The sequence below is a fragment of the Bradyrhizobium yuanmingense genome (assembly GCF_025200905.1).
Classification (GTDB): domain Bacteria; phylum Pseudomonadota; class Alphaproteobacteria; order Rhizobiales; family Xanthobacteraceae; genus Bradyrhizobium; species Bradyrhizobium yuanmingense.
The window spans coordinates 6,678,576-6,699,118 of the sequence record NZ_CP104173.1 but is presented as its reverse complement, the minus strand read 5'-3'; the positions used below and the strand labels follow the sequence as shown (position 1 = coordinate 6,699,118).

Here is a 20,543-nt window from a genome sequence, read left to right as displayed (position 1 = left end):
CCCAGTGCTGGAAGGTTATGCCCGGGCCGCTGGTAGGTCTTACCTATTTATCCCTTCTGTTATGGAAATCCGGTAGAATTTTGCATGCAGGCGCCCAATCTGGTAGACCTGCTCGAATTGGAGCCTCCCATGATCGAAGAGCAGGACACCCGCATTCTCGCCCATCTCCAGCGAGATGGCCGCGCCACCAACCAGCAACTCGCCGACGGGGTCGGCATGTCCACCTCGGCCTGCTGGCGGCGGGTGCGCGCGCTGGAGGAGAGCGGCGTCATCCAGGGCTATGCGGCGCTGGTCGCGCGCGAGCAGGCGGGCTTTGCGATGTCCGCCATCCTCCACGTCTCGCTGGAGCGGCACGATGCGAAGTTCGTCGATGAATTCGTGGCGAGGGTCACCAAGCGCCGCGAGGTGCTGGAGTGTTTTGCGACCACCGGGGACGCCGATTATCATTTGCGCGTCGTCGTGCAGGACATGGCGGCCTACAACCGCTTCCTCGACGAGTTCATGTTCCGCATCCCCGGCATCCGCTACGTCCGCAGCAACGTGGTGCTGAAGGAGATCAAGACCAGCGTGGCGCTGCCGTTTTGAAGGAGGTGCTACGGCACCGCGATATCAACCTCCCGTAAACCAACACAGGCTGCAAAGTGGTAACTGAACATGCCATTCGTAGGCGGTTCGGCGTCGCAGCGGTATTCCGGTCAGTTTTGTCGCGCTCGTTCGCAGCTCGTTCACTTTGATCGACGGTTTGCGCCGCGCAATAACGACCACTTAGGCGATCGCCGCGCATAAAGGTCCCGGGATAAATAGGCAGAAATGCCTGGGAGCTGAGATCGTGCCGACGACACTCGCGCGCACCTTTGCGGCGTTGAGCGCCATCAATGAAGCGATCCTGTACGCGAGATCGCCGGAGGAGCTGTACCAGAAGGTCTGCGACGCCGGGTTTTCGAGCGGGGATTTTCTGGCCGTTGCCGTTTTCCTGGTCGAGCCGGACGGCCGAAGGCTGCGCTACGCGGCCGGTTGTGGCGATGACGTTGCGCGGCTCCGCTCGATCGTGATCACGACGGAAGCCGGCACGCCAGAAGGAGCCGGCGTCGGCGGCGAGGCGTTTCGCGATCAGAAGCTGTGCGTCAGCAACGACTATCTGAACGATCCGCGCTCGCTGGCGTGGCGCGAAGGCGCCGCCAAGGCGCATATCGGTGCGGCCGCGGCGCTGCCGCTGCTCTGCAATGGCAAGAGCGTCGGCGTATTGTATGTGACGCGGAGCGAGGCCAACTCGCTGAACGAGCAGATGGTGTCACTGTTCGAGCGCATGTCGGCGAACATTTCCTACGCGCTGGACAATTTCGCCCGTGAGACCGCGCGGCAGACCAGCGAGCGGGCGACGCGGCGGCTCAACCGCATGTTCGGCGCCATCAGCGCCACCAACGAAGCCATCCTGCGCGCCAAGACCGAGCGGGAGCTATACCAGCTCGTGTGCGACGCTTCGGTCCACAGCGGCAAGTCGCTGGCGACCATCGTGCTGCTTCGCGAGCCGGACTCGCACTGGATGAAGCCTGTCGCCGCCACCGGGCAGAACCTCGATCTCGTCACCCAGGCACGCTATTCGGTCGATCCGGACAATCCTTACGGCAAGGGTATCTCGGGCGAGGTGTTCCGGACGCAGAAGGCCATTGTCGAGGACGATCTCGCCAGCCGCACCAGGGGCACGCCGTGGGAGCAGGCCAACGTCAACACCGGCGTCGCCGGCTGCGTGGTCGCGCCGTTGATCAGGCACGGCGAGAGCGTCGGCGTGCTGCTGTTCTTCATCAGCCGGTCCTGGGCCAAAGACGAGGAGATCGTCGCGCTGCTGCTGCGCATGGCCGAGAACGTCTCCTTCGCGATCGAGAATTTCGGCCGCGAGGCCGAGAAAGCCCGGATCTCCGCCGAAGAAGAGTGCCTGGCGCGCATGTATGCAGCGCTCAGCGCCACCAACGAGGCGATCCTGCGGGCACGGTCGCGGGCTGAGCTGTTCGACCTCGTCTGCGAGGCGACCGCAACGGGAGCAAAGTTCACCTCAGCCACCGTCGCGCTGGTCGACGATCGGACCGGGCTGCTGCGCGTCGTCGCCTGCTACGGCCCGAATGCGGATCAGGTTCGCAGCTTCACGTTCTCCACCTCCGACCAGGTGCCCGAAGGGCGCGGCTTGACCGGCACCGCGTTTCGCACGCGCCAGCCCGCCGTCAGCAACGACGTGCTCGCCGACGACCGCATTGCGCCCTGGCAGGCCAGCGCCCGCCGCACCGGCATCGCATCCTCTGCGGCCTTGCCGCTGTTCAACGGCGACCGGGTCGAGGGCGTCTTTCTGTTCAACTCCCCGGAGCGCGGCACCTTCACGCCGGAGCTCGTCGAGCTGCTGCGCAAGCTTCAGGCCAACGTCGCCTTCGCGCTCGAAAGTTTCGACCGCGCCGACGAGAAGGCGCGGGCGGACAAGCAGCGCAATCGTCTGAGCGGAATGTTCGAGGCGCTGAGCGCGACCAATGAAGCCATCATGCGCGCCAAGACGCGCGAGGAGTTGTTCGAGGCGGCCTGTCAGGCGGCCGTGCTCGGCGACCTGTTCGCCTCGGCGACGATCGGCATCATCGACGAGGCACGCGAGCTCGTCCGCGTCGTTGCCGTCAAGGGACGCTTGCAGGAGCGCATGAGCGGGCGTACCTGCATCATTTCCGCCGATCATCCCGAAGGCCAGGGCATCATCGGCACTTCGCTGCGGACGTGCCGGCCCAGTGTGATGAACGATTATCTGAACGAGCCGCGCTCCGCATATTGGCGCGCGCAGGCCATCGAGGATGGAACGCGGGCTGCGGCGAGCTTCCCGCTTCTGAGAGCGGGACGGGAACCGGTCGGCATTCTGCTCTTCCTCGCACCGGAAGAGAATACGTTCACGCCCGATCTGGTCGAACTGCTCGGGCGGCTCGCGGAGAACGTCTCCTTCGCACTCGACAATTTCGAGCGCGCCGAGGAGAAGGCCCGCACCGAAGCGCAGAAGGAGCGCCTGACGCGCATGTTCGCGGCCCTGAGCGCGACCAACGAGGCGATCATGCGCGCGAAGTCGCGGGCCGAGCTGTTCGACCTCGTCTGCCTTGCGGCGTCGAACGGCGCCAAGTTCACCTCGACCACGATCGCGCTGGCAAGGGCCGGCAGTGATCGGCTGGAAATCGTAGCGAGCGCGGGCCCGTCCGCCGACACCACCCGTAATGTGCGGCTCTCCGTCGATCCGGAGCGGCCCGAAGGACGTGGGATGAGCGGCACGGCGTTCCGCACGCGCCAGCCCTGCATCAGCAACGACTATCTCAACGACGACCGCGTGAGCGCCTTCCACGCCATCGTGCGCGGCGACGGCGCGCGGTCGGGGGCCGCGTTTCCGCTGATCGCGCATGACCACGCGGTCGGCGTCATGATCTACATGTCCACCGAACCGGCGACCTTCACGCCCGAATTCGTCGACCTGCTGCAGCGCCTCGCCGACAACGTCTCCTTCGCGATGGAGAATTTCGATCGCGCCGACGAGAAGAACAAGGCCGACGAGCGCATCGAATACCTCGCCTCGCACGACAGCCTGACCGATCTGCCGAACCGCGAGACCTTCAACGCCCTGCTGCGCGAGGCGATCGATGCGGCGCAACGCCACGATCACCGCTTTGCGGTGCTGTTCATCGACCTCGACCGCTTCAAGGTCATCAACGATTCGCTGGGTCACGAGGCGGGCGACCTGCTCCTGCTCGAGGTGGCGAACCGTCTGCGCGGCGCCCTGCGGGCGAGCGACGTGGTCGCGCGGCTCGGCGGCGACGAGTTCGTAGTGATCCTCGACCAGTGCGGCGAGATCGAGGACGTCCAGCGCATCGCCACCGGGCTGCTCGCCGCGCTCGCCGAGCCCATGCAGCTGGCCGGCCACGAGTGCCATTCCACCGCCTCGATCGGCATCGCGATGTATCCGGCCAACGGCTCCGACGCCCAGACGCTGACCAAGAACGCCGACATGGCGATGTATCTCGCCAAGGAGGACGGCAAGAACGGCTATCGCTTCTTCTCCAACGAGGTGAAGACGCAGTCGATCGAGCGGCTGTCGCTGGAGAGCGCGCTGCGCCGCGCGCTGGAGCGCGAGCAGTTCTCGCTCAACTACCAGCCCAAGGTGGACATGGCGACGGGTCAGATCACGGGCGTCGAGGCGCTACTGCGCTGGGCGCATCCTGATCTCGGCAACGTCTCGCCGGCACAGTTCATTCCGCTTGCGGAGGAAACCGGGCTGATCGTGCCGATCGGCCGCTGGGTGCTGGAAGAGGCCTGCGCGCAGGCCATGGCCTGGCAGCGCCGCGGCCTGCTGCCGCTGTCGATGGCGGTCAACCTGTCGCCGCGGCAGTTTGCCGACGAGCATCTGTTGCAGGACGTCGACGAGGCGCTGGCGGCCTCCGGCATGTCGCCGGTGCTGCTCCAGCTCGAGGTCACCGAGAGCATGATGATGCGCAATGTCGGCCGCGCGCTCAAGGTGCTCGACTCCATCCAGAGCCGCGGCATCCGTCTCGCCATCGACGATTTCGGCACCGGCTATTCGTCGATGTCGCTGATGAAGCACTTCCCGATCGACACGATCAAGATCGACCGCTCCTTCGTGCGCGACCTGCCGCAGGATTCGGAGGATCAGGCCATCGCGCAGGCGATCATCAGCATGGGCAAGGCCCTCGGCATGACCGTCGTCGCCGAAGGCGTCGAGAATGCCGAGCAGGAGGCGTTCCTGCGCGCCCATGGCTGCGACGAGATGCAGGGCTTCCTGATCTCCAAGCCGCTGCCGGCGCGGCAGATGGGCGAGCTGCTGCGGCCCATGGCGCTGCCCGTCGCGCCGCCGCTCCAGCCGGAAGCGGCCGGCGAAGACGCAGCCTCAGGGCTGAAACGCGCCGTCGTCTGACGGCTGCGGGTGCAGCTCGCGCACCTCGTGCTCTTCCCCCTCGGTCTTGCTCGGAAAGTCCTGGGGACCGGTCAGTGACGTCTGCTCGGTGAACAGCGCGAGAATGGCGCGCGCGCCCTCGGCGAAGCTCGTCCCTTCGCTCACGTTCAACGCGCAGCAGCTTGTTGCGCTCATCGGCTCCTGGTCGTCGACCACGGCCATCGCGGGCCCCCACCACCAGGCGGGCGCGGGCGAACGCTCGTCCTGCGGCACCACATGCCAGCGGACGAACTCCTCCATCACGCGCTCGAATTCCAGGCGGACAGCCTGATGCATGTGGTCGATGCTCCCAGAATCGCGTCCGACGACGGGTCGACACGCTGACTTGATCGTCACGTCGTTCGGAAAAATCGGCTCGTGCAAGCGAGCCGAACCATGCAGGCCGACGTCGTCGTCGGCAATGCGGAACGTGCGGCTGCCGGCAATGTGCCGGCGCAGCCGCGATGGTTCATTCTAGCCGCTGCAGGGCACGGCAAGCAAGCGATTGGAGCCGCGATTGCCTAACGCGGCCTGAACGGATGCGCCTTCTGATGCCAGGCCCAGGCCGTGCGGACGATCGTCGGCAGGTCGGAGTGACGCGGCACGAAGTTCAGCACGGTTCTTGCAGCAGAGGGATCGGCGACCAGAAAGGTGGGATCGCCGGCGCGGCGCGGCTTGATCGTGTGCGGCACCTCGCGCCCGGTCTCCTGCCTGATGGCGTCGAGGATCTCGCGCACGGAAAAGCCGGAGCCGGTGCCGAGATTGAAGCTGCCGCCGGCATGGCCTTGCTCCAAGAGCCTCAAGGCCGCCACATGCGCCGCCGCAAGGTCCGTGACATGGATGTAGTCGCGGATCGCGGTGCCGTCGGGCGTGTCGTAATCGTCGCCGAACACCGCGAACTCGACATGGCCCTGAAGCGCCATCATCGCGCGGGGAATGAGGTGGGTTTCGTTGTCGCGCAGCTCGCCGATGCCGCCGGCCGGATCGGCGCCGCTGGCGTTGAAATAGCGCAGGCAGAACGCGCCGAAGCCATAGGCCGTGCGGTAGTCGGCGAGCATGCGCTCGATCATCAATTTCGACGCGCCGTAAGGATTGATCGGCGCGCAAGGAAAGTCTTCCGGCAGCGCCTTGGAATCGGCGTTACCGTAGACGGCGCCGGTCGAGGAGAACACGATGCGATGGCAGCCCGCGTTGCGCATCGCCTGCAGCAGCGTCAGCGTGCCCTGCACGTTGTTGATGTAATATTTCTGCGGGTCGGACATGGATTCCCCGACGAGGCTCGCCGCCGCGAAATGCATCACCGCCGCGATCTTGTGGTCGGCGAAGGCGCGCGCCAGCGCCGCGCCGTCGAGCAGATCGCCCGTCACCAGCGGGCCCGATACGAAGCTGCGATGACCTGTCGAGAGATTGTCATAAACGACGGGCTGATAGCCGGCGGCGGACAATGCACGGCAGGCATGCGAGCCAATATAGCCAGCGCCCCCGGTGACGAGGACGGTCGGTCGGTCGGTCATGTCGTATTCTGCTCTTCTCTTAACGGAGGGGCCGGTTGCGGCTGAAGAGAAGATAGAGCGCGCGGGGGTTGGTGGTCAAATAACGCCAGAGCAGACGGCGCGGCTCGAGCAAGGTGCGCCAGGCCCATTCGAGCCCGATCTTCTGCATCCATTGCGGCGCGCGGGAACGACTGCCTGACAAGAAGTTGAACAATCCGCCGGATGTCTTGATGACGCCAACATTGGTCAGATGCGGCGTGAATTCCTTCACGAATGCCTGTTCGTTGGGCACACCGAGCGCGACCCACAGATAGTCCGGTGCCAGGGCGTTGATCTCCTCGACCTTGGCACGCAGCGCCTCGCCGCGCAGATAGCCGTGGCTGTGCCCGACGATCTTGAGATGTGGATACATTTTCTGGACGTTCGCGACCGCCGCGGCGTTCTCGGCCTCGCTTGCGCCGAACATGTAGAAGGTGCGGCCGGCGGCTTCGGCCTTGCGCGCGACGACGTGGAACAGGTCTGTGGTTGCGACGCGCTCCGGCAGCGGGAACCAGGATTGCAGCTTTGAAGCGGCGACCAGCGGCTGTCCGTCGGCGTTGATCAAATCGGCGGCACGGAACAGCTGCTCGGTCTGCGGCTCGGTCGAGCAGCGCGCCAGCACCTCGCCATTGGCCGAGGTCAGGAACAGCGGACGGCCGATGCGATGGTCGGGATTCGTCGCCTCGATCATGAAATCGGCGGTCTCTTCCAGGTCGATCGCGGCCATGCGAAGTCCGCCGACGGTGATTCTCGGCACCTCGGCAGTTGCTGCCCGTCCGTCGAGGTTGACGCGGCGCTCAAGCATATTGTCTGCCTCGCTGGCGCGTTTGCATTGCAGGGGTGAGCTCGTCGAGCACGACGCCGACGAGCTTGCGCTCGGCCGGGCCGAGCGCGGCCAGGATCTCTTCCAGGCTATCGTTGACGTCGAAGCTGGTCGGCAGCACAGCCACCAGCGAGTCGATGTCCTCGAGCAGCTTGCGGCCGCCGGCCGCGAGCGGAATGGCCGGGCCGTCGAGGATCACGAGATCATAGCCGCCCGCGGAATGGGCCTGCACAATCGCCTTGTGGATGGCATCGGCGGCTTTGCCGGCGTCGCCGTCGGCGGCCGGCAACACCGAGATGCCGTTGACCGTCTTGATCTCGCGCGCGTCCTTGCTGCCGATCGAGAGCCAGCCGAGCCTGCTCGGCTCGCTCTTGCCGGGACGGATGACCCTGTTCGTGAGCGAGCGCGCCTGATGGTCGGCATCGATCATCAGCACGCGGGCGCCGTCGCGTGCGGCCGCCAGCGCGAAGTTCAGCGCGGCCACGCTGCGGCCGCTGGTCTTGCCGGTGCCGACGAGCGCGACGACCGGGATCGCCTTGCCGCCGGCGCGCCGCGTTACCGCGGCGCGCATGTCGCGCCAGGCGTTGAGCAAGCTCGTCATGGGAAAGCCGGGGCGCAGCGTCGGCCAACCCAGCCGCGTGAGATCGACGCCGCCGCCGGTGGGAAGTATGGCGCCGAGCGTATGGATGACGTCGGCCTCCTGGAAGCGTGCGATCAGCGGCTTCTCGATCATTGGCTGCTCGACCATCGAAGGCTGCAGCGGGGGCGCGGCGAGCTCCGGCATCGACGGCGCAGCTTCAGGAGCGCGCGGGGCCTGGCGCGGCTGAGCAACCTCTGCAGCGCGCGGGAGCTCCGGTGCTCGGGACGCCTGCGGCGCTGGCGAGCGCTCACGCCGGGCGGGTGTCGGCGTCGCGGGCGCGGCTGCACCGGCGAAAAGCAAATCTGCCACGACGAACCAGCTCGACGCCGCGATCGCCCCGAAGATGAAGCCGATCACGGCGAACAGGCTCATGGCTGGCGGGAACGAGCGCCGCTGCGGCACCGTCGCCTCGCCGATGACGCGGGCGGCCGAGGTGTTCAGGCTCTCCTGCTCCTCGGTCTCGCGGGAGCGCTTGAGAAAGGACTGATAGACGTCGCGGCTGGCATCGGCTTCGCGCTCGAGCTCGCGCAGGCGCACGGCGGCCTGGCTGAGCTGGACGCTCTGCCGCTTCTGCGCTTCCAGCGCGCGGTTGAGCGAGGCCTCGAAGTCGCGGGCGCGCGTCAGATCGTTCTTGGCGGACTGGGCGAAGCGGTCGATCTCCTCGTTGATGGTGCGCTTGAGGTCCTCGACCTGCTTCTCGGTCTGGCGCAGCGCCGGATGGCGCGGACCGAGCTCACCGGCCTGCTCCGCATATTTCTTCCGGGCGTCGGCATATTGCGCGCGCAAATTCGCAATGGTCGGCGATTGCAGCGCCTCCGGAATCGCGCCGGCATCGGCAGCGGTGCGGCGGCTCGCCTCGATCTGGTCGAGCCGCGCCTGCGCGTCCATCGTCGCCGCGCGGGCCGCGGAAAGCCGCTGGTTGCTGGCGGAGAGCTGCTGATCGCTGATCAGCGCATCCTGGGTGCCGACGAAATTGTTCTGGGCCTTGTAGGTCGCCAGCGCGGTCTCGGCGTTACGCAGCCGGTCGCGCAGCTCCTTCAGACGGCTGGAGAGATCGTTGGTGGCGCGCCGTGCCGCCGAAGCCTGCGACTTGCGGGACTCGGCGAGATAGGCATTGGTCAGCGTGTTGGCGAGCATCGCCGCCTTGGCGGGATCCGTCGACCAGACCTCGATGTCGACGATGAAGCTCTTCTCGGTTTTGCGGATCGCGATGTGCTTGTTCAACGCATCGAGCGCCGCGAGCTCCACTTCCCTCTTCTCCGCAGCGGAGGGCGCGCGCGGTTGCAGGCCGATCAGGCCGAGCAGCGACGACATCAGGCTCCCAGCCTCGCCGCCTCCGAATTCCGGATCCTTGTCGAGGCCGGCCTGCTGGATCACCTGGAGCAGCACGCTGTTGGAGGTGATCAGGCGCGCCTGGCTCTCCACCACCATGGCCATGCCGGTGACGTCCTGGGCCCGGGGCGTGAGCTCGCGGTCGACGAGCTGAAGCTCGCGCGGGTCGACATAGAGCTGAGCGGTGGCGGTGTAGCGGGGCGTCACGCTCTTGCCGATCGTGACGGCAAGCGCCGCACCGAGCAGGGCGGCCGCGGCGATCGCGACCTTCCGCCGCCAGAGCAGATTGGCGAGCTCCAGCACGTTGAAGCCGGCCTGAGGCTTCCGTTGCGCGGCCTCCGGTCTGGCTCGATCGATCGGCTGGCTATAATCAAGCATGATCCCCAGCTTTCATTCCAAGTGCCGCGGGCTGAGGGGTTACTCTTCGCTTTACGCCACGCACCCGGGATATAGGTGCCCAATCAACGCAACAGGGAAAATTAACCATACTCATTGAGGGACTATTCACCGAAATGGCAAACAAAGCGTTTAAGCGCATGCCATCCCTTGGCGCGTCCCTATGACGCCCGCGATACCCGCCGCTTCCAGGAATTAACGGTTCGTTACCGCGCGCAGCATGGCTGCGAGCCGTCGTTTTTCCGTTGATGGGCCGCGCACGTGCCATCGCCGTCAGATCCTCCGAAGGATGACGTGATAGTCGCCGCGGCGGACGTCGGTGCCGCGCGGCAGCACGGCATTGAGCACCGCGGCGCCGGCGTCGACCAGGGCCGCAACCAGCGGCTTGCGCCGGCGCATCTCGGGATAGCGCGGACTCTCGACCTCACGACGATAGATCATCTCGAGGCCGTTGGCGGCCGCGAATGCTTCCAGCCGGGGCAGCGTCACCAGCGGATGGAAGAACGTCGGGAACGGCGGCTCGCCCGGCAGGCCGGCGTCCTTGATGCCGCGGATGTGCCGGTAGAACCAGACGTGAAACCAGTGCGGCGAATATTTGGTGACGACCCCGGAGAGCGAGCGCGGATTCGGTGCGCCGATCAGGATCATCCCGCCGCGCCTCAGCGCATCGCGGAAGTTCAAGAGCGCGGCGTCGACATGGGGCAAGTGCTCGATCACGTTGTAGCAGATCACGAGATCGAAGGTCTCGCGATTGAAGCTGTAGGTCTGGACATCGCCGAGGATCGCCTCGTCGGCGTAGGTGTTGTTGCGGACCTGGTCCTCGTCGATGTCGACGACCGTGACCTTGCTGCGGCTGAGCAGGTCCGGTGGCAGAACGCTGCACGAGCCGCCGCCCGCCTCATAGATCGCGAGCCGGCCCTGCGGCAGCTCGCGGCACAGCACGTCGTGGACTGCGAGCAGGCTGTCGCGGGCTTCGCCGGGGACGAGATCATGGAGCGCCTCGGCATATGGTGCAGCCGCGGGGATTTGGATCGCCGTGGCTGTCGCGAAATCGATGGTGGCTGGCTTGTTCATGGATTCTGACCGCGCTTGTTCTATTCAAATTTACAGGAAAAAATGCGCCTGCCCGAAGAGCAAATCCGATGCCGCACCGTCTCACCGGTCGCAGTGCTTACGGCCCGGTTAATGCGCACGCGCATTAACTACGGTATTGTTCATGTTGGAGCGTTGTCGGCGCATGGACCGCCAATTGCAGCATGACGCGCGGCGAACTTGGTGGCTATGTACCGCGCGGCAGCCGTTCATTTTGAGACGCATCTGTCCCGCGGCGATGTGCCGTCGTGGGACGCGCGATCGAAGCAGGGATTCTTCAATACATCTCGGACATCTAGACCTCATGACATTGATCCCGACAGACCTGTCTGCGGCCCGGATCGCGGATGCCGTGCGCGATCCCAACCGGGAGATCGTGGCGAGCTCTCGCGTCATCGACCTGTCGGTCGGCATCGTCGTCTGTGTTCCCTGCTTCCGTCGTCCGCAACACCTGCGCCTCACGCTGGAGTCGCTCGCGAACCAGCGCACTCCGCGTTCCTTTGCCGTCGTCATGGTCGAGAACGATGCGGTGCGGCGCGAAAGCGCGCCGGTTGCCGCGGAGTTTCTGGCCGCTGGAAGGCTCCAGGGCGTCTGCCTCATCGAGAAGCGGCAGGGGAACTGCCAGGCGATCAATGCTGCCTTCGAGACGGCGCAGCAGCTGTTTCCCGCCGCCACCCGTTTCCTGATGATCGACGACGACGAGATCGCATCAAGCGACTGGCTCGAGCTGATGGTCCGCACCGCGGAGGCGACCGGCGCCGAAGTGGTCGGCGGGCCGGTGCTGCCGGTCTTCGACGACGACAGCAAGCCCTGGCTTTCGCGTCATCCCGCCTTCTGTCCCGCCTACGACTACAGCGGTGCGGTGCCGCTGATCTACGGCTGCGGCAATTGCCTGATCACGCGTGCCGTCTTCGAGCGGTTCGACCGTCCCGCGTTCGACCTGCGCTTCAATTTTCTTGGCGGCGGCGATTGTGATTTCTTCGTGCGGTGCCGTGACGCCGGCATGCTGTTCCACTGGACGGCGGAGGCCGTCATCACCGAGACCGTGCCGCGTAGCCGCACCAGCCTCGGCTGGATCGCAAAGCGCGGCTTGCGCATCGGCGCGATCAATTATCGTGTGCAGTACAAAGCCGCCCCGAGCGCAGCAGCGCGGGCGCGGGTGTTTGCGCAGATGCTGGGCCGCATGCCGCTGTCGCTGCTTCGCGCCGCCACCTTGTTGCCGTCGTCGAAAGCCGTCGTCGCGATGCATCCCGTGATGGTTGCGTTTGGCGCCGCCCTGGCGGCCCTCGGCCTCGAGCCGAAGCCTTACGAGGCCTCGAAGATCGCGTCCTGACGCGGCGGCGGACTAGATACCGAAACGGGCGAGGGCGACCCGGATTGCCGAGCGTGGCAGCGATTTGAGCGACTGCCGGCCGATCATCGCGAGATAAGCGAACGCCTGGCGATACCTGCCGAAGCGGACCGCCTGCATCGCCGAATAGGTGACGAGATGAATCTCGGCGGCGAGGCGCAGCCCGGCGGTCATGCGCTCGGGCAGTCGCGCCAGGATCAATCCGTCATCGAACACCCGCGCGACGGCCGGGAGGAAGTCCTTCGGCGTCCGGACCGCGGCGTTCATGGTGTTGGCGGTGTGAAGACGATAATCGAGCAGCAGCTCTGGCGCGAACGCGAACTCCCCGATCGCAGCGAGGCGGCACCAGCAATGCCAGTCCTCGCAATATTTGAGGGACGTATCGAAGCCGCCGATGGCGCGGAAAGCTTCCGCGCGTGCGAGCGCGATGCCGCCATTGACGATGAAATTGCCGGCGGCGAGCCGCGTCAGCACGTCTCCGGACGGCTTCCGGCGCCCCTTCAAGAGGCCGCGCCGGCCGATCTGGCGGCCTTCGCTGTCGATCGTGTTGTAATCGCCATAAACGAGGACGGCGCGCGGCGCGCCACGCGCAGCAGCGAGCAGCGCCGCCACCGCGCCTGGGCGCAGGCGGTCGTCGGCATCGAGGAAGAGCAACCACTCGCCGCTTGCCTGTCTTGCGCCGAGATTGCGTGCGGCCGATACGCCCGCGGAATCGTTGTGGAACAAGTGCAGCCGCGGGTCACGCATGCCGCGGACGATCGCAACGGTTTCGTCGTCCGAGCCGTCGTCCACGACGATCACCTCGGTCACCTCGCGCTGCGCCAGAGCGCTGGCAAGCGTTTCGCCGACATAGGCCGCAACGTTCTTGGCCGGAATGACGACCGATACCGGTGTGGTCGAGCCGACCTGAAGCGGCAAGCGCGCCGGCGCTGCCGCGCGGGAGGCGGCTGGCAGTTCGAGAACCTCTTCAGCGGTGATCAAGCTACGGCTCGCCTTTAATGATCCGTTAACCAGGACCCCATGTGCCGCGCTGGTAATGCTGGCGATCTGCAAGTCCGGCGTGCGCGCATGATACTCGCATTCCGCTCGAACCGTTGCCGAGAAGGGCCGTGTGCCGCCGGTTTCGTAGAATAACGTTAAGCCGCTGGCATTAAGCCTGTGGCAAATTTGGAAGCGTGCGGCGGACTGCCTCGTGCGAGAATGCGCATCGGACTGCCGCGGATGGAATCCCGTGCCCGCAAACACGTTCGAACACGCCCCCGATACGATGATCCTGAACCTCTTTTACGAGGACAAGGATGACCGCTGGTTTCCGGGCGACAGGCATCTGCGTCGCATCGCCCGCCGGTTGTTGCTCGGCGAGCCGCGCATGAGTGGCCAGCTGCGCGTGTTCCTCAATCTCTGTGCGGGGCTCGACCGGCTCGGCATCCGCTACCGCGTCAACGATTACGGTTACATCGCGGAACATCCCCACGAGCTTGCCTGTATCGTCGGGCGCACGTTCCTGCTCGACAAGTTCCTATGGAAGAACCCGATCCTGCTCGGCGCTGCCGTCCACAATCATCCGCTCGACGACCCTGATCTATTCAAGCGTCTGCCGGTGAAGAAGGTCGTGGTGCCCGGTCCCTGGTACGTCGATATGTACCGGCCATATTGGCCCGAGACCGAGGCCTGGCCTGTCGGCATCGACACGAATCTCTGGGCGCCGTCGGCTCGAGCGCAAAAGACCGTCGATGTCTTGATCTACGACAAGGTCCACTGGGACCGCGAGCGCTACACGTCGGAGATGATCGAGCCCGTGCGCGCCCGGCTCGTTAAGGAAGGCCGCTCGTTCACGGAGCTGCGCTACGGCAGCTACAAGGAAGCCGATTTTCAGGCGGCGCTCGCGCGTTCGCGCGCGATGATCTTCCTGTGCCAAAGCGAGAGCCAGGGCATCGCCTATCAGCAGGCCTTGTCCTGCGGCGTGCCGGTGTTTGCCTGGGATCCGGGCGGGCCATGGCGCGACCCCGACTATTATCCGCATCGCGTGCAGTTCGCGCCGGTGTCGTCGGTGCCGTACTGGGACGAACGCTGCGGGGTCAAGTTCACCGACATCGCCGGCTTCGAGACGGGCTGGGACAATTTCTGGGCCGGGTGCACCGCGGGCGCGTTCGATCCGCGCGGCTACATCCTGGACAATCTCACGCTGGAGCAACGGGCGCTGCAATATTACGAGATCGCGCGGAGCATCATGCGGCAGCCCGCGATGTCGCAGACCTCCGCAAGACCCGTTGACGAAGCCTCGGAAGGGTTGAGCCGCGACCCCAAGCTTCACTGGCGTTACCGAATGTCTTGAGCCATGGACCGCAGTGCCGCCAACATGACCGACGTCGGGGCCCGATCGTTCGGCCATATCCTGCGTGATCGCCTCGCAGGGCTCGATGCCGTGCAGGTGGCGCGCTGCCTCGTCGCGGTCGGGGCGCTGCTGCTGGTGCTGGTGACACTCGATCCGTTCCCGGACCTGCGCAATCCCGACGTCACCATGATCGTCGGCGGACGAATGGCGCTGACCTATATCGCCTGGGGCCTGCTGGCTGCGGTCGCTATCCTGTGTGTCGCTGCCACCGATGCGCTCGCGCTGAAGAGCCTGGTGACGCCGCTGCATCTCTGCCTGCTGGTCTGGCTTGTGATCAACATCGTGTTCTCCGAAAGCCGCGGCGTTTCGATGCAGCGATTCGTGCTCACGGTTAGCGTGACGTCGCTCGCCATCGTGTTGCCATTGCTGCCGCCGACTCGGCGCAGCTTCAACCTTTGCCTGGGCGGCGCCGCGCTCGTGCTGCTCGCGCTGTGCTATCTCGGCGTCTTCCTCGCGCCGCAATATGCGGTCCACACGGCGCTCGACGTCACCGAGCCGCAGCTTGCCGGCGACTGGCGCGGCAGCTTTGGCCACAAGAACATCGCCTCCGCCGTGATGACCATCCTGGTCTATGTCGGCATCTACCTGTCCGCCGTCGGCTCGTTTGTGATGGGGCCTGTGATCGCCGTGCTGGCCGGCACCTTCCTGATCTTCACCGGCGGCAAGACGTCCTCGGTGCTGTGCCTTGCGATCTACGTGCTCGCTTCGCTGGTCTATGTCACGCCAAGCCTGTGGCTGAAGCGGCTCATCTGCTTCGTGCCGCTGGTTGCGATGAACCTGTTGACCGTCGGCAGTGCCCTCAGCCCGGTGCTCGCGGCCACGACACGGCTACTTCCGCTCGATCCCACCTTCACCGGACGCTCCGCGATCTGGGACTTCGCGCTCGCGGCCGTCGCCGAGAAGCCGATCATCGGCCACGGCTATTCTGCGTTCTGGGACGACGTGAGTGCGCGGGCCACCGCGGAAGGAGCCGAATGGGCGACATCGGCGGCGCACAGCCACAATAGCTACCTCGATCTCGCGGTCACGATCGGTCTGCCGGGGCTGCTGCTGGTGATCCTCATCTTCGTGCTCGCCCCGCTCCGCAATTTCCAGACGGCGCAGGCTCACAGCCGCAGTGGCGCACTGGCCAAGCTGTTCCTGACCGTGTGGCTGTTCGGCCTGTACTACGGTGCCACCGAGACCTTCCTGCTCGAACGACAGAATCCGATCTGGTTCATGTTCGCGCTGGCGGTGGCCGGCCTGCACTTCCTGGCGAGGTTCCAATGCATCGAGCAGACCGAGCCCCGCGCATGACCTTCCTCAGCGTTGATCAGCCCGACGATCTTGCGTCCAGCGCGTCGGCCATCGCGGTCGATTTCCTGCGTGACTGGCGGCACGCGGCCTCGCGCCTGAGCGCCGGGCACCGCACCGCCTTCCAGCATGCCGACTGGCTCGGCGCCTGGTACGAGTCGTTTCACGACGTCGCGCCACTGATCGCCGTGATCTCCGATGCTGCCACCGGCAAGGACATCGCGGTCGTGCCGATGATCAGCCACGTCAGGCGCGGCATCCGCATCGTCGAGTTCGCGGACCTCGGCGTCTCCGACAACAACGCACCGATCCTGGCGCTCGATGCCGAGTTGGACGCGGGAACGGCGGACGCGATCAACACGGCGCTGATCGGCGCGCTGCGCGCGCTGCCCGATCGTCTCGATCTGCTCCGCCTGAAGAAGATGCCGGCGGAGGTCGGCGGCAAGCCGAATCCGCTGGTATCGCTCGGCCGGATCGGATCCTCCTCGCTCAACGGCAATCTCGTGTTGATGGGCGACGACTATGGCGGCTATCAGGCCGCGATCAAGCGCCTGCAGATGCCGCGCTGCTGGCGGGTCTTCAGCCGTCTTGCCGGTGCGCGGTTCGAGATCGCCGCCGATGTCGGGCGTGCGCACGAGCTGTTGGACGTGATGGATCTCCAGCAGCAGGCACGCATGCAAAAGCTCGGCTCGCGGTTCGTTCTCAACGACGAGACCCATGCGCGATTCTATCGCGAGGTCGTCCGCCGGGGCCTCGCGGGAGGTCATGCCGTGGTCTCGGCACTGGTGTGCGAGGAAGGCATTGTCGCCACCGCGCTCGGCGTCAAGCATGGCGCGACCTATGTCCTGCTGCGCATCAGCCATGGCGGCGATCAATGGTCGAGCTGCTCGCCGGGTCTGCTCGTCACCGAGCGCACCCTGGCGGCGCTGCATGCGCAAGGCCTGCGCCGTTTCGACCTCAGCATCGGCAATCAGGACTACAAGCGGCGCCTCGGCGCCGAGAGGGTGCCGCTGACCGATGTCAGCGTCGCGCTGTCCTGGCGCGGCCGGCCCTTCGCCTGGCGCGATCACGCCGCGCAGGGCCTTCGGCGCTATCCGAAGCTCGCCTCCCTCGCGGCGAGGGCGATGGGCAAGGGAGCGCGCTGACGGGCGCCGTCTGTTTCGCCATCACCTCGGAAGGCCCGCCCGGAAAGCATCCAGCAACGCGCGTCCTTGCGGCCAGTCGCCGAGCCCGCTCGCGGCATTGATGTGGCCGAGCGCGCCCGGCACGATCAGGCCGGACTGCCAGTCCTGCGCCCGCCGCCGTGTCACCTCGAGCGCTCCATATGGATCATTCGTGCTCGAGATGATCAGCGCGGGAAAGCGCAACGCGCCGCCGGGGACCGGCTTGAACGCTGCGGCCTCCGCGGGAAAATGGCCGCCATCGGGATCGGGCACGGCGACCAGAAAGGCGCCCGCAATCGCGGAAGGGAAGCGCGCGGCCCAGTGCGCCACCAAAAGGCAGGCGAGGCTGTGTGCGACCAGGAGGGGCGGCCTGGCGCAGCGCGCGACCACGTGCTCCAGGGCTTGCTCCCAGTCGTCGAGCTCCGGCTGGTCCCAGCTCGCCGGCTGGAATCGCGTGAAGCGCGCGTCAGCGCGCTCCCATAGCGTCTGCCAGTGGGTATCTCCGGAGCCGCCGAGCCCGGGCAATGTGATGATGTCGTGCATGAACGTCCCGTGATATCTGAGTTGACCGCAGTGTGACCGATCGCGGTCCTGCATCACATGGCAAGTCATCGGCGAAATCGACCATCTGCCGATGATCTCAAGGTGGAACGGAGAATTGAGTTTGGATCGCTTCGGGAGCATCGATGCCAAGGATTTGAAGATCCTCGAGGCGCTGCAGGCCAATGCGCGCGTACCGTTGTCCGAGCTCGGCCGTTCCGTCGGGCTGTCCCAGCCGGCCGTCTCCGAACGCGTCAAGCGGCTCGAGGAAGCCGGCATCATCGAGGGCTATGGCGCCCGCATCAACCCGCGCGCTCTCGGGCTCGGCCTGATGGCGCTGGTGCGCCTGCGCACCTCGCACGAGCACATCAAGACCTGCCTCAAGCGGTTCAGCGAAATCCCTCACATCATCGAAGTCCATCGCGTCACGGGCGATGACTGTTTCGTGCTCAAGGTGCTCGTTCCGGCGCCGGAGGATCTCGAGACCATCGTGGATCGCATCGCCGGTTTTGGTGCTGTGACGACCTCGCTGGTGCTACGGAGCGAACCCGTGCGGCCGATCGGCAAGGACCTCGTCAGGAAGAAAATGGAACGGAGTTGAGGCGTGGCTACGTCACGGCGCCGTCACAAAGGCCGCGATTGCGCAAGCCTTCCGATGATCGTCCTCGTTGTGTTATCGTCGCTTCCATTCCGCGGAGGCGACATGGAAGACCGTTCGGCAAAATATCGTGCATTCTATGCGCAGTTGATTTGCGGTGCTGCGAAGGCTGCAGACCCTCGCCTCGAACAGGCCTTTCGGACCATCAGGCGCGAGCCGTTCGCCGGGCCCGGGCCGTGGTCGATCTGTCTCGGCGGTCATCCCTATGTGGTCACGCCTGACGATGATCCCGCCTTCCTCTATCAGAACGCGCTGTTGGCGCTGGACCCGGCGCGCGGTCTCAATATCGGAATGCCCGGTGCGCACGCCTACTGGCTCAATGGCTGCGCCGTGAAGGAAGGCGAGACCGTGGTCCAGATCGGCGCCGGCAGCGGCTATTACACCGCAATTCTCGCGCATCTCGTCGGTCCCGACGGTCGCGTTCACGCCTATGAGATCGATGAACGTCTGGTGGGACTTGCGCGCGACAATCTGAAGGACGTCGCCCATGTGGACGTGCGCGGACGCTCGGGCATCGCGGCGGATCTGCCGGAGGCCGACGTGATCTATGTCTGCGCGGGCGCGGCGCAGCCGGCGGCGGAATGGCTCGATGCGCTGCGGCCCGGCGGGCGGCTGGTGTTTCCGCTCGCGCCCGAAGGCATGTACGGCGGCATGTTGATGATCACGCGGCCGGATGACGGTGCGATCTGGCCGGCGAAATTCCTCAGCCGCGCCCAATTCATCGGCTGCGCGGGATTGCAGGATGCCGAGGCCGGCGGGCGATTGGGCGAGGCGTTCACGAAAGGTTGGGAAGGGGTGCAGTCGTTGCGGAGAGAGGGCGTCCCCGACGAGACATGCTGGTTTGCCGGCGAGGGCTGGTGGCTTTCGACGGCGCCCGCACCTCTACCGACGGAGCCGGTTCGGCCTCACGCCGACATCACGCAGATTTAGCGGTGACCGTATCCCAATTCCGGATTGGGGCGGCATTCCCCGACTGAGAATGCCGCCCGGGTTGCATCAGCCATGCAGCTTTTTGGCGGTCTCCGCGATCTGGCGGCCCTGATAACGCGCGCCGGCAAGCTCGTTGGCGCTGGGCTGGCGGCTGCCGTCGCCGCCGGTGATCGTGGTGGCGCCATAGGGCGCACCGCCCGTGACCTCGTCGAGCTTCATCTGGCCGGCAAAGCCGTAGTTCATGCCGACCACGACCATGCCGAAATGCAGCAGGTTGGTGATGATCGAGAACAGCGTGGTCTCCTGGCCGCCGTGCTGGGTCGCGGTGGCCGTGAAGGCACCGCCGACCTTGCCGTGCAGCGCGCCCTTGGCCCAGAGCCCGCCGGCCTGGTCGAGGAAGTTCGCCATCTGCGAGGCCATGCGGCCGAAACGGGTGCCGGTGCCGACGATGATCGCGTCGTAATTGGCGAGGTCCTCGATCTTGGCGACCGGCGCGGCCTGGTCGAGCTTGTAGTAAGAGGCTTTCGCGACCTCGGCCGGCACCAGCTCGGGCACGCGCTTGATGTCAACGGTCGCGCCGGCCTCGCGCGCGCCTTCGGCGACGGCATTGGCCATCGCCTCGATATGGCCATAGGCGGAATAATAGAGGACGAGAACTTTGGTCATGGTGGTCTCCGTTGGGATTGGGTGAGGTGATTGGTTGCTTGTTCGTCACGCCGCGTCGACGAGCACGAGCTCGGAATCTTCGAGCGCCGTGATCTTCAGCTTGGCCTCGTCGCGGATCGCGGCGCCGTCGCGGGCATTGACGCGGACGCCGTTGACCTCGACAACGCCTGCCGCCGGCACTAGGTAGAGATGCCGCGACGTCTGCGGCTCATACTCCGCGCTCTCGCCCGCCTTCAGCGTGGTGGCGAGCACCCGGGCATCGGCGCGGATCGGCAGTGCGTCCGTGTCGCCCGCAAAGCCGCTCGCGATGGTGACGAGCCTGCCGGAGCGGTCTGCCTTCGGAAACGGCTTCGAGCCCCAGGTCGGCTGTCCGCCGCGCATCGCCGGCTCGATCCAGATCTGGAAGATCCGCGTCCTGGTCGGCTCGAGATTGTACTCGGAGTGGCGGATGCCGCTGCCGGCGCTCATCACCTGCACGTCGCCCGCTTCGGTGCGGCCCTCGTTGCCGAGGCTGTCCTGATGGGTGATCGCGCCCTCGCGCACATAGGTGATGATCTCCATGTTGGCGTGGGGATGGGCGGGAAAGCCGGTGTTCGGCGCGATCTCGTCGTCATTCCACACCCGCAAGGCGCCGTGGCCCATGTTGTTCGGGTCGTAATGGCCAGCGAACGAGAAATGATGCTTGGCCTTGAGCCAGCCGTGATCGGCGCCGCCGAGCTTTTCGAAAGGTCTGAGTTCGATCATCTGTGCAATTCCTTGATGTCGGATTGACCTGTTG

18 protein-coding genes are annotated in these 20,543 nt (G+C 65.8%); 9 read left to right on the top strand and 9 right to left on the bottom strand.

Features of this window, described 5'->3' with window-relative positions:
* The first annotated feature begins 129 nt into the window (after nt 1–129).
* The gene (locus N2605_RS31030; protein WP_225126576.1) at nt 130–585 is read left to right on the top strand and encodes an Lrp/AsnC family transcriptional regulator; all 456 of its coding nucleotides are present in this window, start codon (nt 130–132) and stop codon (nt 583–585) included.
* Nucleotides 586–829: 244 nt separating this feature from the next.
* Nucleotides 830–4,936, top strand: coding sequence for a bifunctional diguanylate cyclase/phosphodiesterase (locus tag N2605_RS31025; RefSeq protein ID WP_260344718.1), 4,107 nt, complete (start codon nt 830–832; stop codon nt 4,934–4,936).
* Here N2605_RS31025 and N2605_RS31020 read toward each other — a convergent pair.
* A complete protein-coding gene (locus N2605_RS31020; protein ID WP_225140894.1) occupies nt 4,910–5,251 on the bottom strand; it encodes a hypothetical protein in 342 nt (113 codons plus the stop codon). The two genes, N2605_RS31025 and N2605_RS31020, sit on opposite strands and share 27 nt — an antisense overlap.
* 99 nt (nt 5,252–5,350) lie before the next feature.
* Between N2605_RS31020 and N2605_RS31015 the strand changes: the two genes are divergently transcribed.
* Entirely contained in the window at nt 5,351–5,479 is a 129-nt protein-coding gene (locus tag N2605_RS31015; protein ID WP_260344716.1) for a hypothetical protein, read from the top strand.
* Here the strand turns inward: N2605_RS31015 and galE are convergent.
* The 4 genes from galE to N2605_RS30995 form a co-directional block, all read right to left on the bottom strand.
* Nucleotides 5,476–6,468: a UDP-glucose 4-epimerase GalE gene (gene galE / locus N2605_RS31010; RefSeq protein WP_260344714.1), complete on the bottom strand. Its 993-nt coding sequence runs from the start codon at nt 6,466–6,468 to the stop codon at nt 5,476–5,478. The two genes, N2605_RS31015 and galE, sit on opposite strands and share 4 nt — an antisense overlap.
* A gap of 19 nt (nt 6,469–6,487) precedes the next feature.
* Nucleotides 6,488–7,291: a WecB/TagA/CpsF family glycosyltransferase gene (locus tag N2605_RS31005; protein ID WP_035997366.1), complete on the bottom strand. Its 804-nt coding sequence runs from the start codon at nt 7,289–7,291 to the stop codon at nt 6,488–6,490.
* Nucleotides 7,284–9,659 (bottom strand): Wzz/FepE/Etk N-terminal domain-containing protein, encoded by a 2,376-nt coding sequence (locus N2605_RS31000; RefSeq protein WP_260344712.1) that lies wholly within the window; start codon nt 9,657–9,659, stop codon nt 7,284–7,286. The genes N2605_RS31005 and N2605_RS31000 overlap by 8 nt, the downstream gene beginning before the upstream one ends.
* 291 nt (nt 9,660–9,950) lie before the next feature.
* Nucleotides 9,951–10,751 carry a class I SAM-dependent methyltransferase gene (locus N2605_RS30995; RefSeq protein ID WP_260344711.1) on the bottom strand — a complete coding sequence of 267 codons (801 nt, stop codon included), beginning with the start codon at nt 10,749–10,751 and terminating at the stop codon, nt 9,951–9,953.
* 322 nt (nt 10,752–11,073) lie between these two features.
* Here N2605_RS30995 and N2605_RS30990 point away from each other — a divergent pair, with 322 nt between their 5' ends.
* Nucleotides 11,074–12,102, top strand: a complete 1,029-nt coding sequence (locus N2605_RS30990) for a glycosyltransferase family 2 protein (RefSeq protein ID WP_260344709.1) — start codon at nt 11,074–11,076, stop codon at nt 12,100–12,102.
* A 12-nt stretch (nt 12,103–12,114) separates the two neighbouring features.
* Here N2605_RS30990 and N2605_RS30985 read toward each other — a convergent pair whose 3' ends face one another.
* Nucleotides 12,115–13,101, bottom strand: coding sequence for a glycosyltransferase (locus tag N2605_RS30985; RefSeq protein ID WP_260344707.1), 987 nt, complete (start codon nt 13,099–13,101; stop codon nt 12,115–12,117).
* A 250-nt stretch (nt 13,102–13,351) separates the two neighbouring features.
* On the opposite strand from N2605_RS30985, the gene N2605_RS30980 reads away from it, so the two are divergent.
* Genes N2605_RS30980 through N2605_RS30970 form a run of 3 tightly spaced genes read left to right on the top strand, consistent with a single transcriptional unit; the run spans nt 13,352 to nt 16,953 of the window.
* Nucleotides 13,352–14,455 (top strand): glycosyltransferase, encoded by a 1,104-nt coding sequence (locus N2605_RS30980; protein WP_036021091.1) that lies wholly within the window; start codon nt 13,352–13,354, stop codon nt 14,453–14,455.
* A 3-nt stretch (nt 14,456–14,458) separates the two neighbouring features.
* Nucleotides 14,459–15,811 carry an O-antigen ligase family protein gene (locus tag N2605_RS30975; RefSeq protein WP_260344704.1) on the top strand — a complete coding sequence of 451 codons (1,353 nt, stop codon included), beginning with the start codon at nt 14,459–14,461 and terminating at the stop codon, nt 15,809–15,811.
* Complete coding sequence (locus N2605_RS30970) at nt 15,808–16,953, top strand: GNAT family N-acetyltransferase (RefSeq protein WP_260344703.1); 1,146 nt, start codon at nt 15,808–15,810, stop codon at nt 16,951–16,953. Before N2605_RS30975 ends, N2605_RS30970 begins: the two co-directional genes overlap by 4 nt.
* Nucleotides 16,954–16,974: 21 nt before the next feature.
* On the opposite strand, the gene N2605_RS30965 is transcribed toward N2605_RS30970, so the two are convergent.
* Nucleotides 16,975–17,514, bottom strand: a complete 540-nt coding sequence (locus tag N2605_RS30965; protein ID WP_225126565.1) for an RBBP9/YdeN family alpha/beta hydrolase — start codon at nt 17,512–17,514, stop codon at nt 16,975–16,977.
* Nucleotides 17,515–17,635: 121 nt separating this feature from the next.
* On the opposite strand from N2605_RS30965, the gene N2605_RS30960 reads away from it, so the two are divergent.
* Nucleotides 17,636–18,112 carry an Lrp/AsnC family transcriptional regulator gene (locus N2605_RS30960; RefSeq protein ID WP_036021132.1) on the top strand — a complete coding sequence of 159 codons (477 nt, stop codon included), beginning with the start codon at nt 17,636–17,638 and terminating at the stop codon, nt 18,110–18,112.
* A gap of 102 nt (nt 18,113–18,214) precedes the next feature.
* Nucleotides 18,215–19,099 (top strand): protein-L-isoaspartate O-methyltransferase family protein, encoded by an 885-nt coding sequence (locus tag N2605_RS30955; protein ID WP_225126564.1) that lies wholly within the window; start codon nt 18,215–18,217, stop codon nt 19,097–19,099.
* Between the two features lie 66 nt (nt 19,100–19,165).
* On the opposite strand, the gene wrbA is transcribed toward N2605_RS30955, so the two are convergent.
* Together wrbA and N2605_RS30945 are read right to left on the bottom strand one after the other, a co-directional pair.
* Nucleotides 19,166–19,765 carry an NAD(P)H:quinone oxidoreductase gene (wrbA, locus tag N2605_RS30950; protein ID WP_057028278.1) on the bottom strand — a complete coding sequence of 200 codons (600 nt, stop codon included), beginning with the start codon at nt 19,763–19,765 and terminating at the stop codon, nt 19,166–19,168.
* Between the two features lie 45 nt (nt 19,766–19,810).
* Entirely contained in the window at nt 19,811–20,509 is a 699-nt protein-coding gene (locus N2605_RS30945; RefSeq protein ID WP_225126563.1) for a pirin family protein, read from the bottom strand.
* Nucleotides 20,510–20,543 lie beyond the last annotated feature (34 nt).

Excerpts from the sequence above, each read along its gene's own strand:
- N2605_RS31020 (WP_225140894.1), bottom strand. The coding sequence starts at position 5,251 with ATGCATCAGGCTGTCCGCCTGGAATTCGAGCGCGTGATGGAGGAGTTC.
- N2605_RS30970 (WP_260344703.1), top strand. The coding sequence starts at position 15,808 with ATGACCTTCCTCAGCGTTGATCAGCCCGACGATCTTGCGTCCAGCGCG.
- N2605_RS30995 (WP_260344711.1), bottom strand. The coding sequence starts at position 10,751 with ATGAACAAGCCAGCCACCATCGATTTCGCGACAGCCACGGCGATCCAA.
- N2605_RS31030 (WP_225126576.1), top strand. The coding sequence starts at position 130 with ATGATCGAAGAGCAGGACACCCGCATTCTCGCCCATCTCCAGCGAGAT.
- N2605_RS31000 (WP_260344712.1), bottom strand. The coding sequence starts at position 9,659 with ATGCTTGATTATAGCCAGCCGATCGATCGAGCCAGACCGGAGGCCGCG.
- N2605_RS31005 (WP_035997366.1), bottom strand. The coding sequence starts at position 7,291 with ATGCTTGAGCGCCGCGTCAACCTCGACGGACGGGCAGCAACTGCCGAG.
- galE (WP_260344714.1), bottom strand. The coding sequence starts at position 6,468 with ATGACCGACCGACCGACCGTCCTCGTCACCGGGGGCGCTGGCTATATT.
- N2605_RS31015 (WP_260344716.1), top strand. The coding sequence starts at position 5,351 with ATGCAGGCCGACGTCGTCGTCGGCAATGCGGAACGTGCGGCTGCCGGC.
- N2605_RS30945 (WP_225126563.1), bottom strand. The coding sequence starts at position 20,509 with ATGATCGAACTCAGACCTTTCGAAAAGCTCGGCGGCGCCGATCACGGC.
- wrbA (WP_057028278.1), bottom strand. The coding sequence starts at position 19,765 with ATGACCAAAGTTCTCGTCCTCTATTATTCCGCCTATGGCCATATCGAG.
- N2605_RS30990 (WP_260344709.1), top strand. The coding sequence starts at position 11,074 with ATGACATTGATCCCGACAGACCTGTCTGCGGCCCGGATCGCGGATGCC.
- N2605_RS30975 (WP_260344704.1), top strand. The coding sequence starts at position 14,459 with ATGGACCGCAGTGCCGCCAACATGACCGACGTCGGGGCCCGATCGTTC.
- N2605_RS30955 (WP_225126564.1), top strand. The coding sequence starts at position 18,215 with ATGGAAGACCGTTCGGCAAAATATCGTGCATTCTATGCGCAGTTGATT.
- N2605_RS30965 (WP_225126565.1), bottom strand. The coding sequence starts at position 17,514 with ATGCACGACATCATCACATTGCCCGGGCTCGGCGGCTCCGGAGATACC.